Here is a 16,344-nt window from a genome sequence, read left to right on the forward strand (position 1 = left end):
CCGCGTTGAGCGCACCCGCGGTGGACCTGGACTATCAGGAGCTGTTCCACCACTCGCCGTCGGGCTACCTCGTGACCCTCGAGGACGGGACGATCGCCGAGGCCAACGACACATTCGCCCGGTGGATCGGCCGCTCCCGCAGCGAGCTGCTCGGAACCAGCCTGCTGGCCCTGCTCCCTGTTGGGGACCGGATCGTGTATTCCACGCATGCGCTGCCGCAGCTCGGCATCGGCCATTCGCTGGCCGAACTTGCCGTGGATTTCATCAACGCGGACGGAGCCCGCCTGCCTGCCCTGCTCTCGGCTGCCCGCAAGCCCGCTGAGGGATCCCGTCCGGCCCTCGACCGCATTGTGGTCTTCAACGCCCATGAGCGCCGCCTCTACGAACGCGAGCTTGTCGGAGCCCTTCATACTGCGGAGAAGGCCGAGGCGGCCCGGGCCAGCGCAGAAGCAGACGTGCAGGAAAAGCAGCAGGCGCTGCGCGAAAAGGACCGCGTCCTCCAGGAGAGCCTGGCCGAGAGCCGGCGCAAGGAGTCGCTGCTGCAAACGGTGCTGGACACGGTGGAGGTTGGCGTCTCCGTTGTCGATGAGGACGGCTTCGTGGTCCTCACCAATTCCCGGCAGCGCTTCATCCACCGCCGCGCCCTGCCGCCGGGCCTCACCGAAGCCAATGAGTGCGAACTGCTCATCTTCGGGCCGGACCGCGTCACCCCGCTGCCGCCGGAACAGCGTCCCGTCCGGCGAGCAGTGGCGGGCCAGTCCTTTTCCGACCAGCTGGTGTGGTTTGGCGCCGGGGACCAGCAGCGTGCGTTCAGTGTTACGGCTCGTTCCGTGCAGCGCCAAGGCGGATTCTGCGGCTCCGTCCTCGCCTTCAGCGACGTCACCGGACTGGTCAACGCCGTCGCGGCCAAAGAAGACTTCGTGGCCAACGTCTCGCACGAGCTGCGTACGCCGCTCACCTCGATCATGGGCTACCTCGATCTGGCGCTGGAAGACGAAGCGGAGATTCCGGCACACGTGGCGTCATCCCTGAGGGTCGCGCTGCGCAATTCGGAAAAGCTGCTAGAACTGGTCTCTGACCTGCTTTCGGCCGCGGCGGGACCCAGCAGCATTGAACAGCGTCCTGCCGACCTGGCCGAGCTCCTGCGCGGCGCCATGACCTCCGCGGCCCCCAGGGCCGAAATCAACAAGGTCAAGCTCATTGCCGACTTCCCGTCCAGCATGCCCGTTGTCCTGGATCCGCAGCGAATCGGCCAGGTCATCGACAACCTCCTCTCCAACGCCGTGAAATATTCGCCCGACGGCGGCCGCGTCACGGTGAGCGCGTGGGCTTCGAGCGGGAGCGTTTCGTTCCAAGTTTCGGATACCGGCATCGGGATGAACACTGCCGAGCAGTCTGAGGTCTTTACCAAGTTCTTCCGCTCGGGGACGAGCCGCAAGGCCGCCATTCCCGGCATCGGGCTTGGCCTGGTCATCAGCAAGAACATTGTGGAGGCGCACCGCGGCACCATCACGCTTCGGAGCGCTGCGGGCCAGGGAACAGTTTTCACGGTTCGTCTTCCCGCACCTCCGGCTGCCGGCGCGTGATTTTGTGGCCTCCGAGTGCATGTGAAAACATCAACAAAGGGCCCCTTGGCAGCGGTCCCGAGTCCTGCCACGGACTGAATCGTGAGGTAGGGACCCGCTTGCGGCGTTCGCTGGAGAGAACTGGTAGCTGAATGGACGGCATTTCTACAGCCCGGAGGGTATTCCGAAGGCTTGGCTCCTTCTCCCTTGTGGGCACCATTGCCTTCCTCGTGGACATCGGACTCTTCAACCTGCTCGTGGCCACGGTCCTCGATGACAATCCCATTTCCGCCAAAATTGTCTCCGTGGTGGTCGCCACCACTATCTCGTGGCTGGGCAGCCGCTACCTCACGTTCCGCCGGACGCGGGGCCGGAGCGTGCGTTCAGAAACCATCCTGTTTGCGCTGACGAACCTCGTGGGCCTTGGTATCGCCACCGGCTGCCTTTTCGTCTCCCACTATCTGCTCGGCTTCACCAGCCAGTTCGCCGACAATATTTCCGGCAACGTCGTCGGTGTCCTCCTCGGCAACGTTTTCCGTTACTTCGCCTACCGGTACATCGTGTTTACCGAGCCCAAGGGCAAGGCGGACAGTCCCGCGCCGGAGAACGCGGAACTGTCCCGCTAGCCTCACATAGCCGGCGGTTCAGGCGCCGCGGGTGCCTGGCCGGGCTCGGGCGGCACTGCTGGCGCGGACGGCGCCTGGGCCGGTTCTGAGCTCAGCACCGCCACCTCATACCGTGCCAGCCCTGCCGTCTCTCCGCCGTCGGCCACGAACTCGGCACCGGTGGAGAAACTGGACTCATCGCTGGCGAGGAACAGGACCAGGCCGGCAATCTCCTCCGGCTCACCCCTGCGGTGCAGCGCCACATGTTCCTGTCCTCCTTCCAGTCCCTCGGTCATGGGCGTCCGCACCGCACCCGGATGGACCGAGTTGACCCGGATGCCATAGGGACCAAGGTCAATCGCAACAGACTTGGTAAGGCCGCGCACGCCGTACTTGGTGGCGGTGTAACCGGGAAGATCCTTGTAGCCCTGAAGTCCCGCTGTGGAGGAAATGTTGATGATGGAAGCACCGGCCGAACGCTTCATCGGTTCCACCACCGCCTTGATGCCCAGGAACACCCCGGTCAGGTTGACCGCGATGATGGTGTTCCACTGCTCCAGGGTGTAGTCCTCAATGCTGCCGAAGTTCGCGATCCCGGCGTTGTTGACCAGGACATCCACTCCGCCAAACCGCTCCTCGGCCTCACGGACAGCCGCTGCCCAGTCCTGTGGGCTGGTGACGTCCAGATGCACGAATACGGCAGCATCCCCCAGGGAGTCAGCCAGAGCCCGGCCCTCGTCGTCAAGCACGTCTCCAATGACCACCCGGGCGCCTTCGCCGGCGAGGCGGCGGACCACCGCGCCTCCAATCCCGCGCGATCCTCCGCTGACCAGAACCGTCTTGCCGCTGACCCGTCCCATAATGCCTCCTTGGTGCGGCTGCAGGTGCCTGGAGCTCCTGGTCGACAGCCGTGACTGCCCATCCAACTACCCCTCGCGAAGGAAGTCACGGTTTTGGGCCTTGGCGGCAGAACCGGCACGCGGCCACGGAGGGCTTAAAAAGACTGTGCCCCGGCCTTTCGAGACGGGGCACAGCCAAGTGGAGATGGGGGGAATCGAACCCCCGTCCGACGCCGACGAGCCAGGACTTCTCCGGGCGCAGCCTGCTGCGGATTTTCTCGGCCCCGGCCATCGCGCAGGCGCGTGGCTGATCCGGGCCCAGCCGTTCAAAAAGTCCCGGACACCTGAACGGCAGCAGTGTCCGGCAGTGGCTTCCTTAACGACGCCAGCATCCGGAACGGAAGCGTTTCCGAAGCTGACGGACTCACTCTGGCCTAGGCGGCGAGAGCGAAGTCAGTGCGCATAGGTTTGGCACTTATTGGTTTACAGGGGGCGTTAGCGAGATAACCCTGCGTCCTCGGCCCGCTTCTCCTCGCGCGACAAACATCGTCGATACCGATCATCCCCGTATTCAGTTACACCCCCATTAACCCACCGGCACCCCGGAACATTCCAGCCCCTGCGCAAAGATGGTGCCCATGCAGATTCTTGAACGCAGCCTCGACGGCCTCGCTGCCGTTGCCAGCCGGTTGGCCACCGGCGGAGAACGGCGCATCCTGGGCATCGCAGGCCCTCCCGGGGCCGGAAAATCCACCCTCGCGGAAGCACTGTCGGCGGCGCTGGGACCGGATACCGCCGTCGTCGTTGCCATGGACGGTTTCCACTTGGCGAACCGGGTGCTGGACATGCTGGGGTACCGGGAACGCAAGGGGGCGCCGGAAACGTTCGACGACGGCGGCTATGCGGCGCTGCTGCGCCGGCTGCGGCTGCAGGGACCGGGCGAGCCCATCATCTACGCCCCGGAGTTTCGCCGTGACCTGGAAGAACCGGTCGGGTCCGCAGTGCCGGTGCGCTGCGATGTTCCGCTTCTCATCACGGAGGGCAACTACCTCCTGCTGCCCACCCGAGCGTGGCCGCAGGCACGATCCCAGCTCGACACCGTCTGGTACGTGGAACTGGAGGAGGCCGAACGGATCCGGCGGCTGACGGACCGGCATGCGGCGTACGGAAAATCTCCGGCGGACGCTGCTGCCTGGGCGGCCGGCAGCGACCAGGCCAATGCGGAACTCGTGGCCGCGTACGCGTCGAAGGCCGACGCCGTCGTGCGGCTGGTTCCCTAGCGTTACGCCGGTATTACCCGGGACCGGTTCCGCCGGGCAGCGGATTTGGAAACCCGGACCGGGAGGGTTTGGGTGGGAGCATGTCCTGGATATTCTTCCGCCGTGCGGCCCAGCTGCTTGCCGGTCTCTTTTGCTACGGTTTCTCGATCGGCATGATGATCCGTGCCGGACTGGGAGTCTCCCCGTGGGATGTCCTGGGGCAGGGCACCAGCCTGCAGACCGGCATCGCTTTCGGGCTGGTCACCAACCTCATCGGGCTGGCCGTACTGCTGTTGTGGATTCCGCTGCGCCAGAAACCCGGGCCCGGCACCGTGCTCAACGTGCTGCTCGTCGGTCCCAGCGCCGAGGTGGGCCTGGCGGTCGTAAGCGAACCCTCCGGGATATGGGGCCAAATCCTGCTGTTTACCGCGGGCCTGGTGCTGCTGGCCGTAGCTACCGGACTGTATATCGGTGCCCGCATGGGGCCGGGACCCCGTGACGGGGCCGTGCGCACCGGCATTGAAGTGAGCGTGCTGGCTGCCGGGTGGGCGCTGGGCGGCACTGTCGGCCTGGGCACCGTGGCTTTCGCACTGCTGATCGGCCCCATGGTCAACCGAACCATGCCGTTCTTCCATATTCCGGTCCGGACAGCTTCCGCCCCCTGACTTCCGCTAGCGGGCGGCGGCGCACTCCGGAAGCAGTTCCGCCATCCGTTCATCGCTCAGCCGTGACAGGGCGGTGAGCAGCGTGGTGATCCGTTCCCGCTCGGCCTTGGTGAACCGGCTGGAGTCCAGGATGTCGCTGACCCACAGTCCGTCCATCGCCAGGCGGATGACGACGCCGATGATTCCGGCCGGATCCCGCGGGCCCAGGTTCGCTTCATCCAGCCGCCGGTTCAGGTACAGCAGGGACTCGGCAAGGTTCGGACGGCTGACCGCCGTTTCCAGCAGGGCGGCCTGGTCCATCGAGCTGTTGGCCCGGACGTCGGAAAAAGCCTGGATGTAGGCCCGTTCCTGGGCGCCCACCGGGTCCGGGTCCGCATCGGCCAGGTCTCCCAGCCGGTGAACCAGACCAACGATCATTTCCTCGACGTCCTGCTCAATCTCGGTAATGGACGCTCCAGCGGCGAACATTGCACTCTCTTTTCTTTGCTTTGGTGCCTCTGCCTCCCGGCACTGACTCCGGCAGGGTGACCGGCCAGTCTAGCCCGTTTCGCGGGACTTTTCAGCTTTGCCCAGCCCGGCTGAACAGCCCGCAGTCACAACCCCGAAAGCCGGTATCGTTTGCCCATGCCCATCGACATCCGTCCTGCGACCGTCTTTGAGGACACCGCCGCCGTCCTTGGTCCGAAGAATCCCGACGCCAATGCATGCTGGTGCCTGAGCTACCGGCTCCTGCCGAAGGAAAACCGGGACCTCCAGCGCACCGCCAGAGGCGAACGAGTCCGCGGGCTGGTCCAGGAGGATCCGCCTCCCGGTGTCCTTGCCTACGACGACGGCGTTCCGGCCGGGTGGGCGGGAATCCACCCCCGCGCGGACACCTCTTTCGCGGCGACCCGGAAGATCCCGCACCTGGACGAAACGCCTGTATGGTCCCTGTGGTGTGTTCGGGTCCGTCCCGGGCACCGTGGAAAGGGCATCTCCCACGCGCTGGTCAACGGTGCGGTGGAGTTCGCCAGGAGCCACGGCGCTCCGGCAGTAGAGGCCTACCCGGTGGACAACCGGGGAGCGAAGGTTGATCTGACCATGGCCTACGTGGGCACCCGGTCCCTCTTCGAAGCGGCTGGCTTCACCATGGCAGCGACGACCGATTCGGTCCTCAACGGATTCCCGCGGGTGCTCATGCGACTGGACCTCACGCCCTGACATCACCCCGGCGCCGCGGCGTAGACTTCCCGCACCGCCTGTGAGAGGAAGCCAGCCATGAGCAATCCGCACCAGCCCGCGTGGTGGACCAGCGCCGTCGTCTACCAGATCTATCCACGCAGCTTCGCGGATGGAACCGGGGACGGCATTGGTGACCTCAGGGGCATCCTGGCGCATGTGGACTATCTGCAGGATCTCGGCGTGGACGTCATCTGGCTCTCCCCCGTCCATGAATCACCGCAGCGGGACAACGGCTATGACATCTCCAACTACCGGCGGATCGACCGCCTCTTTGGCACCGAAGAGGACTTCGACGAACTGCTGGGGCAGCTGCACGTCCGCGGCATGAAGCTGGTGATGGACCTGGTCGTCAACCACACCTCAAGCGAACACCCTGCGTTCAAGGAAGCGCGGTCCTCCCGCGAGAACCCGCTCCGGGACTACTTCTGGTGGCGGGATGCGCGCCCGGGTTTCGAGCCGGGGGAACCCGGGGCCGAACCGAACAACTGGGGAGCGCACTTCGGCGGATCGGCCTGGACCTTCGAACCCGCGACCCAGCAGTACTACCTGCACCTGTTCACCCCGCACCAGCCGGACCTGAACTGGGAGAACCCGAAGGTGCGGCACGAGGTGTACGAGACGATGCGCTGGTGGCTGGACCGCGGGGTGGACGGCTTCCGGATGGACGTCATCAACTTCATCTCAAAGGACCTCGCCCTGCCGGACGGCCTGATGGAACGGGGCAGCATCTGGGGCGACGGATCGCCCTATTTCACGAATGGCCCCCGCATCCACGAATTCCTCCAGGAAATGCGCCGCGAGGTTTTCGGCGGGCGTGACGGCGATTTCCTCACCGTGGGTGAAACCCCGGGAGCCACTGTGGACCAGGCGCTGCTGTACACGGATCCGTACCGGGCGGAGCTGGACATGGTGTTCCAGTTTGAACATGTAAGCCTGGACCAGGACCCGGGACGCAAGTGGAACTACCGTCCGCTGAGCCTGCCGGACCTGAAGACGTCCTGGAACCGGTGGCAGCGCGGGCTGGCCGACAGGGGCTGGAACAGCCTGTACCTCAGCAACCATGACCAGCCCCGGCACGTCTCGCGCTTTGGCAACGACGGCGCCTACCGCTACGAATCTGCCACCTTGTGGGCCACCCTGCTGCATCTGCAGCGCGGCACGCCCTACGTGTACCAGGGCGAGGAAATCGGCATGACCAACGCCGGGTTCACCTCGATCGACCAGTACCGCGACGTCGAATCGCTCAACTTCTACGCTGAGGCCACGGCCGGGGGAATGAGTTCCGAGGATGCGCTGGAGGCGCTGCGGGCAATGAGCAGGGACAACCCCCGCACCCCCATGCAGTGGACCGCCGGACCCAACGCGGGCTTCAGCGACGGTGAGCCCTGGATACAGGTCAATCCAAACTACGTGGACGTCAACGCCGAATCGGACCGGGCAGCCGGGAAGTCGGTGTTCGGCTACTACCGCAGCCTTATCCAGCTCCGCCACACCCAGGACGTGGTGGCCCTGGGCGACTTCCATATGGAAGCCCCTGAACACCCGCACCTGTTTGCCTTCCGCCGCCGGCTGGATGAAACGGAATGGCTCGTCGTCGCCAATGTCTCCGACGCGGATCTGGAACTGCCCCTTGGAATGGCCTCCTCCGGCCCGCTGATCCTGGGAAATTACGCCGACGCCGGGGACCCGGAGGTGCTCCGCCCGTGGGAAGCCCGCGTGCTGGACGCTTCCTCGACCGAGAGCTGGGTTGGCTAGAAGCCCTCAGAACCCACCCGATGAACCATTGACAATATCAACAATTATTGGTCGAATGTGACGTGCGCCACCTGATCATCCGGGTTTTATCGCACGATAATAGGCCACACATTTTATGGCGTCCGCAGTATTAAGTGTTGCCCAGTTACCGGTGCCGGACATTGTCGTTCGTCATCGCCAGTCAAGACGCGACTAGAGGAGTCAGAGCTGACTATGAACAAGAACATCAAGGCCATGGCCGCACTGGCCGCCGCCGGCATCATGCTCACTGCCTGCGGCGCCAGCCCCAATGCCAGGTCTGAAGGCAACAGCTCGGCTGACTCAGCCGGCGACGGCCCGCAGTCCCTCGTATTCGCCGTTGTGCCGACGGATGACAGCAAAGAGCTGGAGAACAGTTTCAAGCCCATCGTGGCCGCAATTGAGAAGGAAACCGGGCTTCCCACCAGCATCGAGGCTGTGAGCAGCAACGCCGGCGTCATCGAGGCCCAGGCGGCTCAGCGGGTGGACGTGGCCACCTACGGAGCGTTTTCCTATTACCTCGCTCAGGATGTCGCAGATATAACCCCCGTGGCGATGGACCAGCGGACCCCCGAGGCAGGATCAGGCGCGGTGCAGTCCCTTGGCGTCGTAGCCGCAGGCTCCGGCATCAAAACCCTCGAGGATGTCCAGGGCAAGGACGTCTGCTTCACGGACCCTGCCTCCAGCACGGGATATTTGGCGGCAGCAGCCGGTTTGATCGGCATCGGGCTGGACCCAAAGACGGACATCAACCCGATTTTCGCGGGATCACATGATGTCGCCGTGACCCAGATGCTCGCCGGGGACTGCGAGGTAGCCTTCGTAGCGGGCACCTTCATCACGGACATCCTCCCGGCACGCGGGGTCATCAAGGACGGCGATGTAGAGACGCTTTGGACATCCCCTGACATTCCCGCAACCCCGATGGTCATTGGCAACTGGCTGCCGGAGGAACTCCAGAAAAAGATCACGGATGCCGTACTGAAGTACAACGCCGTAACGGCCGCCGAGGCAGGCCTTTGCCCGGAGGACCAGCGCGAGGCCCATCCCTCCTGGGGCGATGACTATGCCGGGAAAATGGCCTGCGAGTGGGGCGGCACAGGAGCCTTCGCTTTCGAACCAGCCACCGATGATGACTTCGCAACAATCCGCGAGATCTGCGACACCACGCAGGCTGAAGTCTGCCGCAACGAGTAAGAGGCGAAGAACATGAGCACCGCCCATCCAACCCAAGACTCAGGACAGCCAGCTGTGACAAACGGTTCGCCCACGGCATCCAGCCTGCTCCTGCAGGACCTTGGAATGAGCTTTGGAGCCAAAACAGTGCTCAAGGGCATAAACCTGGACGTGAAGCCTGGACAGTTCGTGGCCCTCGTGGGGCCCTCCGGTGCCGGCAAATCAACGCTGCTGCGCTTGATTAATGGAAGCCATAGACCGACCGAAGGAACCGTGAATGTTCTCGGCGTGAATCCTGGAACGTGCGGGCGCAAGAATCTGCAGAAGCTGCGGACACAGGTGGGGTTTGTTTTCCAGCAATTTGGCCTGGTAGGGCGCCTCAGTGCAATGGAGAACGTGCTGATGGGTGCCCTCGGATCATTGAGGATGCCCAGGTACGGCATCTCCACATATCCAGCAGCACTGAGGGAGAAGGCTGTTTCGAACCTGGAAAGGGTTGGGTTGGCGGATCATCGTTTCCAGCGGTGCGACACCCTTTCGGGTGGCCAGCAGCAGCGGGTTGCGATCGCTCGGACGCTTATGCAGGATGCCCGAATCGTCCTGGCCGATGAACCAGTGGCGTCGTTGGATCCCGGTGCTTCTCTCTCTGTCCTGAACACCTTGAAGAAAGTAAGCGCTGAGGACGGGTTTACTGTCGTCTGTTCCCTGCACCAGGTGGACCTGGCTCTCCAGGTATCTGACCGGGTGGTCGCAGTCCGAGACGGGTCACTGATCCTGGATACTCCCACGAGGGAGACGTCGGAAGCCTCACTCCGGGGAATATACGAAAAGGCGAAGGGCGCCGGTTCATGAGCCCGTCGGCGGAACGCACAGATCCCGCCGTCCACCCTGCGGCCGGCAACAGTGAAAGTGCCAGTGGCCGCGGGAATATGCCAAAGGTGAAGGCTCCGCTCCTGCTTTCCGGCCGGCCGCGGGTTTCTGCCGCGACTCTCGGCATCCCGTTGGCCTATCTGGCGGTTACCCTTTTCGGAATCTGGTGGATTGATATCCGTCCCGCCGCCGTGGCAGCGGGACTCGGCGATATTGCCCGGCTGCTGGAAAGGATGGTCCCCCCGACCACCGGCCCGCTGCCGGACCTGCTCACGTTGACGCTAGAGACCCTGTGGATCGCAGTGGCGGGGACAGGCTTGGCGGCAATAGCTTCCGTATTCCTCGCGGCTGCGGCGTCCCGGCACTTCACCGGCCCGCGGGTACTGAGATGGCTCGCCCAGGCAATCATCATCGTCACGAGGGCAATTCCCTCTCTCATATTCGCCATCATTTTTGTGCGCATTTTTGGCCTGGGACCATTGGCCGGCGCGCTGGCTATCGCGTTTCATTCCGTAGGCATGATCGGCAAAATGATGTCCGATGTCTTTGAGGAACAGGTCCCGGCGCCCCGTGAAGCAATCGCGGCGGTTGGAGCCAATCGCATGCAGAACTTCGTATCCACCACCCTGACGCGTGCCCTCCCGGCCGTCACCTCCCTGGTGATCTACCGGCTGGACATCAATGTCCGGGCCTCAGCCGTCCTCGGCCTGGTGGGGGCGGGCGGAATCGGCGTTGCGCTGCAGACGGCCATTGGCTCGCTCAACTACCGCAGGGCAGCGGGCATCATCCTGGTGATCATTGCCCTTCTCCTCATCTTGGAGCTGGTTGCCTACCTCGTACAGCGGGCGGTTGCCGAACATGCTGACGAACACACACAGTCCCAGCTTTTCGTGCCCGGACCTGCTGCGGCTACCCCCGGCTGGAACCGCGCACGGATCCTGCGCACAGGCGGAACAGCGGCAGTCGCATGCTTGTTCCTCTATTCTTTGAGCCAGTTGTCACTAAATCCCGCCCGGCTGGGACAAGCGTGGAACAACGCCACGGCCCTGTTGTCCGGATTCGTCCCGCCCATGGTCACCCGTGACATCCTTCTAGGCATTTTCGAGAGCGTCATCATGGCGTTCACGGCCACTTTCTTCGGGGTGGTTATTGGTCTGGTCATAGCCGTTTTGTCCACCCGGCATCTGGTTCGCTTCGCGCCGCTGGCTTTTGTCCTGCGCGGCCTTGTTGTCTTTATGCGAGGCATCCCCGACATTATCTACGCGCTGATATTCGTCGCAGCCCTGGGCCTCGGACCCTTCGCAGGATTCCTCGCCCTGACGATCTCGTGCACGGCCCTGGCATCCAAGTTCTTCACCGACTCACTGCAAAACGTAGACCCGGCGCCCATCAGCGCGCTGGAAGCCACCGGGGCAAACCGGCTCCAGGTTTTCGTCAGCGGGGTGTGGCCCCAGTTTGTGCCGAGCTTCATTGGCAACAGCCTCTTCACGTCTGACCTCGCCCTGCGTGAGTCAGCCGTGCTCGGCATTGTTGGAGCAGGCGGGGTGGGTTTCCTGCTGGACGAATCCGTGGCAACCCTCCACTACCAGCAGACCGCCGGGATCCTCATTGGACTCGTCGTCGTGGTGGTCGCATTGGAATCCGTGGCCCGTTGGGCCCGCAGAAAGGTTATCTGAAATGGGTCAGTGCCCCTATGGTTTCGCTGCCTCCGGTGAGCGTTCCACACGCACCGGTGCGCCGGACGGAACGCGGCCTTCTGAGTGGTCGCCCGCGTTGGATGAGAGCTTCGGGAGCGCCCACCGAGACTATGCAGAACTCCGGCAGACTAATCCGTTTCCCTGGAGTGAAGATTTCGGAGGTTTTTGGTCCGCTACAACCTACGAAGACATTGTTCGCATCACGCAGGATGATGACCTGTTCATCACCTCGGTGCAGAACGTCGTGCCCCACGTTCCGCGTTCCTCCCGCCGACCTCCGCTGCACTTCGATCCGCCGGAGCACACGGCCTACCGCGAAGCCATCGATCCGGTACTGCGCCGCTCGATCGTACGCTCACATGAGGCCGTTTTCCGGGCCAGTGCCACCGAACTGGTGCAGGGGCTGTTGGCAAAAGACAGCGGCGCCGACGGTGTCCGCGATTTCGCAGCACCTTTCGTCATGGACTGTTTCGCGTCCTTCCTTGGTGTCCCTGCCTCGTTGACTCGGCACATCAGGGATATTGGGGTGCGTTATTCCTTTGCCATTCAGGACATGGACGAGGCCGTCATCGGCGAATGCAGTGCGGAGCTGTACCGGATTGCCGAAGCCGTTTACCGGGAACGGCTGGCCGCCGGTGCTGACTCAGCACAGGACCTCGTTACCAGTCTTCACGAGGCAGCACTCAACCCGGACAACCACATCACTGAGAAGACCGCGATCGCCACGATCCGGCAGATGATCGTGGCGGGCATGGGTGCTCCACAGGCAGTGCTCGGCAGCTGCCTGGTGCATCTGGCGCAGGACCAGGACCTGCAGCAGCACCTGCGGCAGAATCCAGCAGATCTGCCGGCCGCGATCGAGGAATTCCTCCGGCTTCACGCCCCCTACCGGGTTTTTGCCCGGACGGCGAAACGGGACACGGTGGTACACGGACGCACGATCCGGGAGGCAGAACCCGTGGCCCTTTTGTTCCCTTCCGGCAACAGGGATGAGACGGTATTCCCCGAGCCGGACAAATTTGTGCTTCGTCGGCCAAACAACTCCCATTTGGCTTTTGGCAGGGGCGCCCACAAGTGCCCGGCGGCCACGCTGGGCAGATTGGAGCTGCTTGTAGCCCTGGAAGTACTGCTGGAACGCACCGAGCGTTTTGAGCTTGCCGGCGATGTCGCAATGATGAACTGGCTTGAATACGGACCCCGCGCCGTCCCGCTGCACCTGGTTGGAAGAACGGCTGCGGGTGCGTCCCGTGTGCTCAATCCGGGCATCGGGCAATGACAGAATCGACCCATGCCTACGCCCACTCTGCCGCGTTTTCAGTCCGGCGCACGCCCACAGCAGCTGCTGGCCGTACTGCTGGGCGACTACTGGCATACCCGCAGCGAGCCGATCCCCTCCGCCGCCCTCGTGGACTTGCTGCAGGTCTTTGGTGTGACTGCCAGCGGGGCACGCGCGGCCGTCCAAAGACTGGCACAGCGCGGTTTCCTGGTCGGGACAAAAGCCGGAAGGCAGACTTCCTACGCCGTGTCGCCCATGAGCCGGGACCGGGTCAACACACATGTCCGCGCACTGTTCATGAGCCACCTGCCCCAGGCCTGGGACGGGTCTTGGACCTTGGTTGGATATTCTCTCCCCGAGGACGCGAAAGGAACCCGGAGGGTTCTGCGCGATCAACTGCGGCAGCTCGGATTTGGCAATCTCTACGATGCCCTTTGGGTTCGCCCGGGCAACCACCTGGAGTCTGTGGACAACCTCAGGACGCATCTGGCGGGGCTGCTGAGTCCGGATCAGCTAACGGTATTCACCGGTGCCCGGCTCCCGGGCGGGGAAGGGCTGGATGCTGTCCGGGCGGCGTTTGGTTTGCCGGCACTGGCCACAGGCTACGCGGACTTTATAGAACGCTGGGAGCCGTTTGCCGCCGCTCTGAAAACTGGAGCAGACGTTGCCCTGAACGCCGATCCGGGCTCAGGGCTCCGCCCGGGGGACGCAGTCCTCCAGCTTCGGACCTCGATTATGGCCGACTGGCGCACCCTGCGCAGAGAGGACCCCTGCCTCCCCCACGAACTACTCGGCCGGGACTTTCCCATGCACCGCGCCGTGGCAATTTGTTCGGCCCTGTACGACGCTCTGGGCCCGGCAGCGGAATCAGGTTTCCGCAGGATCCTGCGCGCACATGATGAGTCGTTGGCCGCTCTGGCCACACATCACACATTTGAGGCATCAGCCTCGCTGCTTCGCTCGAAGGACTGAGCCCCCCTTCGAATTCCACCCGTGCCGCCTTTCGGCGCATAGCGCACCACGGACAGGAACTCCCATGCCACCCGTAAAACGCCCATCGAAACTTGCCTCCAAAGTGCGGCCGTCGGTTCTTTCCGCCGCACTTATCGTTGCCGCTGTCACCGCTGCATCGGCGGCGATTGCCCCTGCTCACGCGGTTCCTGTCTCGGAGAAGCGGGCTGCCGCAGCGTTCGAGGAACCGGCTTCAGAGGTGCGGGGTACCCTTCCCGGCGGCGGACGCTATGTCCTGCACGAACCCGCACGGTGGAACGGAACGGTCCTGATGTGGAATCCCGGGTACGGCGGAGCACCCGAAGCTTCTGCTGCCCCCAATCCCACCGTCCGAGGGTGGCTGCTGTCCAATGGATATGCACTCGCCGGCAGCACTGCCGCAGCTGGCGGCTGGGGAGTTGAGGGGCTCATCGGCAATCAGCCCGCGCTCCTCGACGCGGTGGAGTCCGAACTGGGCAAGCCCGAGTTCGTGGTTTCCTGGGGTTCATCCATGGGCGGGCTGACTTCAGTCGCGAATATGGAGGCTTATCCACAGATGTTCGACGCCGCCCTGCCTCTGTGTGGCTCCGTTGCCGGTGCGATTCCCATGCTGAACGGAAGCCTGGACGGTGCCTTTGTCCTGAAGATGCTTCTTGCGCCAGGCGACAACCGGTTGGAGTTGGTAGATGTTCAGGACGAACCAACCCGCCAGGCTGCCTTTCGTGAAGTGCTGGACGAGGCACAGGCAACGCCCGCGGGAAGGGCGCGAATTGCCTTGGCTGCGGCCGTCGCCCAACTTCCCTCCTGGACCCAGGCGGGCACCCCGGAGCCTTCGCCCCGTGACTATGCTGCACAGCAGGAACAGCTTTACGCAGCCTTCATGTTCGGAGTGATCTCACCGAGGCAGCCCCTGGAAGAACGTGCCGGCGGCAACTTCTCATGGAACACCGGGGTCGATTATGCCCGCTCGCTGGACCAGTCCGGCCAGGCAAAGATGGTCCGTTCCCTCTACGCAGAGGCAGGGATTTCCCTGGCCAACGACCTCAAGACTGTCAATACCGCAGAGCGGGTCAGCGCGGATCCTGCTGCCGTGGCCTACATGCAGGCCAATGCCACGCCCCTCGGGGATATTGACGGCCCCGTGCTTTCTCTCCACGAGACCGGAGACACCGCCCCAACCGTGACCCAGGCGGGGACATATGCCGAGCGGGTGCGACGAAACGGGGACAACGCCTTCCTGCGGCAGGCTTTCGTCGACAGGCCGGGACACTGCAATTTTGCGGATGCTGAAATCGCGGCGATGGTCACCACCCTGCAGCAGCGGCTGGACTCCGGCCGTTGGGCCAGCCTGGCGCATCCAGCCACACTCAACCGCCTTGCTGACCGGATCGCGAAGGAAGACAACCTCGGCAGGGGTGGTTCCTTCTCTTCCTTCCAGCCGCCCCGGATGCTGCGTCCGGAACGTGCCGAAGGCAACTAAGGCTGCGGGGGAACCTGCCGGATTCGTTGTGCTGGCGCAGGGGGCGGCTAGGCTCAGACGAAAGAAAGCCGCAGTGAAAGGAAGCACATATGCCCCGCACCGCCCCCACCATTCCGCTCCGCAACGGGCTGGAACTGCCCGCACTGGGCATGGGCACCTGGCCCATGGACGACGCACAGACGGCCGACGCCGTTGCGACAGCCGTTGCGGCAGGTTACAGGCTCTTCGACACGGCAGAAAACTACGGCAACGAGGCCGGTGTGGGAGAGGGCATCCGGCGCAGCGGGATCGCCCGGAGCGAGGTAGTTTTCACCACAAAGTTCAACAAGCGGTGGCACTCCCGGGAGGGCGTCCGCGAGGCATTTTCCGCGTCGGCCCAGCGGCTTGGCACCGAGTACGTCGACCTGCTCATGGTGCATTGGCCCAACCCGGACCAGGATCAGTTCGTCGAGGCCGTCCAGGGTATTGCCGACCTGCTCGCCGAGGGAATGGTGCGCGGCATCGGGGTTTCGAACTTCAAGCCGGCACACCTCCAGCGTCTCGCCGACGCCGGGGTCCTTCCCGACCTGAACCAGATCCAGGTGGACCCGCGCCACATCCGTCAATCGTCCCGGCAGGCCAACAGCCGGCTGGGGATTGTCACCGAATCGTGGAGCCCGCTGGGAAGGGACGGCGGCCTGCTGAAGGACCCGTCCGTCACCGCGCTCGCCGCGAAGTACGAACGCACACCAGGGCAGATTGTCCTCCGCTGGCACGTGCAGCAGGGCCTGGTGCCCATTCCGAAGGCATCCTCCCGGGCACACCTGGAAGAAAACCTGGCGGTCTTCGATTTCGCCTTGGAAGAAGCCGAGATAGCGGACCTCTCCGCACTGGATACCGGGGAGGACGGGATCCTGGACTCAGACAGCTTCGGCCACTGAGCGGCCCT

15 protein-coding genes and 1 other RNA gene are annotated in these 16,344 nt (G+C 64.0%); 13 read left to right on the forward strand and 3 right to left on the reverse strand.

Annotated features, from left to right (window positions below; genetic code table 11):
* Positions 1–5: 5 nt before the first annotated feature.
* Both NF551_RS14825 and NF551_RS14830 read left to right on the forward strand, forming a co-directional pair.
* Positions 6–1,586, forward strand: a complete 1,581-nt coding sequence (locus tag NF551_RS14825) for a PAS domain-containing sensor histidine kinase (RefSeq protein ID WP_227895848.1) — start codon at positions 6–8, stop codon at positions 1,584–1,586.
* 131 nt (positions 1,587–1,717) lie between these two features.
* Positions 1,718–2,191, forward strand: coding sequence for a GtrA family protein (locus NF551_RS14830; protein ID WP_227895849.1), 474 nt, complete (start codon positions 1,718–1,720; stop codon positions 2,189–2,191).
* A 2-nt stretch (positions 2,192–2,193) separates the two neighbouring features.
* Here NF551_RS14830 and NF551_RS14835 read toward each other — a convergent pair whose 3' ends face one another.
* Together NF551_RS14835 and ssrA are read right to left on the reverse strand one after the other, a co-directional pair.
* Complete coding sequence (locus tag NF551_RS14835; protein ID WP_227895850.1) at positions 2,194–3,030, reverse strand: glucose 1-dehydrogenase; 837 nt, start codon at positions 3,028–3,030, stop codon at positions 2,194–2,196.
* Positions 3,031–3,206: 176 nt separating this feature from the next.
* Positions 3,207–3,576, reverse strand: a transfer-messenger RNA (tmRNA) gene (ssrA, locus tag NF551_RS14840).
* Between the two features lie 71 nt (positions 3,577–3,647).
* On the opposite strand from ssrA, the gene NF551_RS14845 reads away from it, so the two are divergent.
* Both NF551_RS14845 and NF551_RS14850 read left to right on the forward strand, forming a co-directional pair.
* Positions 3,648–4,289 (forward strand): nucleoside/nucleotide kinase family protein, encoded by a 642-nt coding sequence (locus tag NF551_RS14845; protein WP_227895851.1) that lies wholly within the window; start codon positions 3,648–3,650, stop codon positions 4,287–4,289.
* A gap of 80 nt (positions 4,290–4,369) precedes the next feature.
* On the forward strand, positions 4,370–4,933 hold the full coding sequence (locus NF551_RS14850) for a YczE/YyaS/YitT family protein (RefSeq protein WP_227895852.1): 564 nt from the start codon (positions 4,370–4,372) through the stop codon (positions 4,931–4,933).
* 6 nt (positions 4,934–4,939) lie between these two features.
* Here the strand turns inward: NF551_RS14850 and NF551_RS14855 are convergent, their stop codons facing one another.
* Positions 4,940–5,401: a TetR family transcriptional regulator gene (locus NF551_RS14855; RefSeq protein WP_227895853.1), complete on the reverse strand. Its 462-nt coding sequence runs from the start codon at positions 5,399–5,401 to the stop codon at positions 4,940–4,942.
* A 156-nt stretch (positions 5,402–5,557) separates the two neighbouring features.
* Here NF551_RS14855 and NF551_RS14860 point away from each other — a divergent pair, with 156 nt between their 5' ends.
* From NF551_RS14860 to NF551_RS14900, 9 genes are all read left to right on the forward strand, one after another.
* Positions 5,558–6,133 carry a GNAT family N-acetyltransferase gene (locus tag NF551_RS14860; RefSeq protein ID WP_227895854.1) on the forward strand — a complete coding sequence of 192 codons (576 nt, stop codon included), beginning with the start codon at positions 5,558–5,560 and terminating at the stop codon, positions 6,131–6,133.
* A gap of 57 nt (positions 6,134–6,190) precedes the next feature.
* Positions 6,191–7,909 carry an alpha-glucosidase gene (locus NF551_RS14865; protein ID WP_227895855.1) on the forward strand — a complete coding sequence of 573 codons (1,719 nt, stop codon included), beginning with the start codon at positions 6,191–6,193 and terminating at the stop codon, positions 7,907–7,909.
* A 213-nt stretch (positions 7,910–8,122) separates the two neighbouring features.
* The gene (locus NF551_RS14870; RefSeq protein ID WP_227895856.1) at positions 8,123–9,124 is read left to right on the forward strand and encodes a phosphate/phosphite/phosphonate ABC transporter substrate-binding protein; all 1,002 of its coding nucleotides are present in this window, start codon (positions 8,123–8,125) and stop codon (positions 9,122–9,124) included.
* 12 nt (positions 9,125–9,136) lie between these two features.
* Entirely contained in the window at positions 9,137–9,955 is an 819-nt protein-coding gene (gene phnC / locus NF551_RS14875) for a phosphonate ABC transporter ATP-binding protein (protein WP_252604964.1), read from the forward strand.
* A gap of 77 nt (positions 9,956–10,032) precedes the next feature.
* Positions 10,033–11,649 carry a phosphonate ABC transporter, permease protein PhnE gene (phnE, locus tag NF551_RS14880; RefSeq protein ID WP_227895858.1) on the forward strand — a complete coding sequence of 539 codons (1,617 nt, stop codon included), beginning with the start codon at positions 10,033–10,035 and terminating at the stop codon, positions 11,647–11,649.
* 1 nt (position 11,650) lies between these two features.
* Entirely contained in the window at positions 11,651–12,946 is a 1,296-nt protein-coding gene (locus NF551_RS14885) for a cytochrome P450 (RefSeq protein WP_227895859.1), read from the forward strand.
* Between the two features lie 12 nt (positions 12,947–12,958).
* Positions 12,959–13,918, forward strand: a complete 960-nt coding sequence (locus tag NF551_RS14890) for a PaaX family transcriptional regulator (protein WP_227895860.1) — start codon at positions 12,959–12,961, stop codon at positions 13,916–13,918.
* Between the two features lie 64 nt (positions 13,919–13,982).
* On the forward strand, positions 13,983–15,416 hold the full coding sequence (locus NF551_RS14895; RefSeq protein ID WP_227895861.1) for a hypothetical protein: 1,434 nt from the start codon (positions 13,983–13,985) through the stop codon (positions 15,414–15,416).
* Between the two features lie 89 nt (positions 15,417–15,505).
* Positions 15,506–16,336 carry an aldo/keto reductase gene (locus NF551_RS14900; RefSeq protein WP_227895862.1) on the forward strand — a complete coding sequence of 277 codons (831 nt, stop codon included), beginning with the start codon at positions 15,506–15,508 and terminating at the stop codon, positions 16,334–16,336.
* Positions 16,337–16,344: the final 8 nt, after the last annotated feature.

Origin of the sequence: Arthrobacter caoxuetaonis (assembly GCF_023921125.1) — a bacterium.
In the GTDB taxonomy this organism is placed as follows: Bacteria; Actinomycetota; Actinomycetes; order Actinomycetales; family Micrococcaceae; genus Arthrobacter_B; species Arthrobacter_B caoxuetaonis.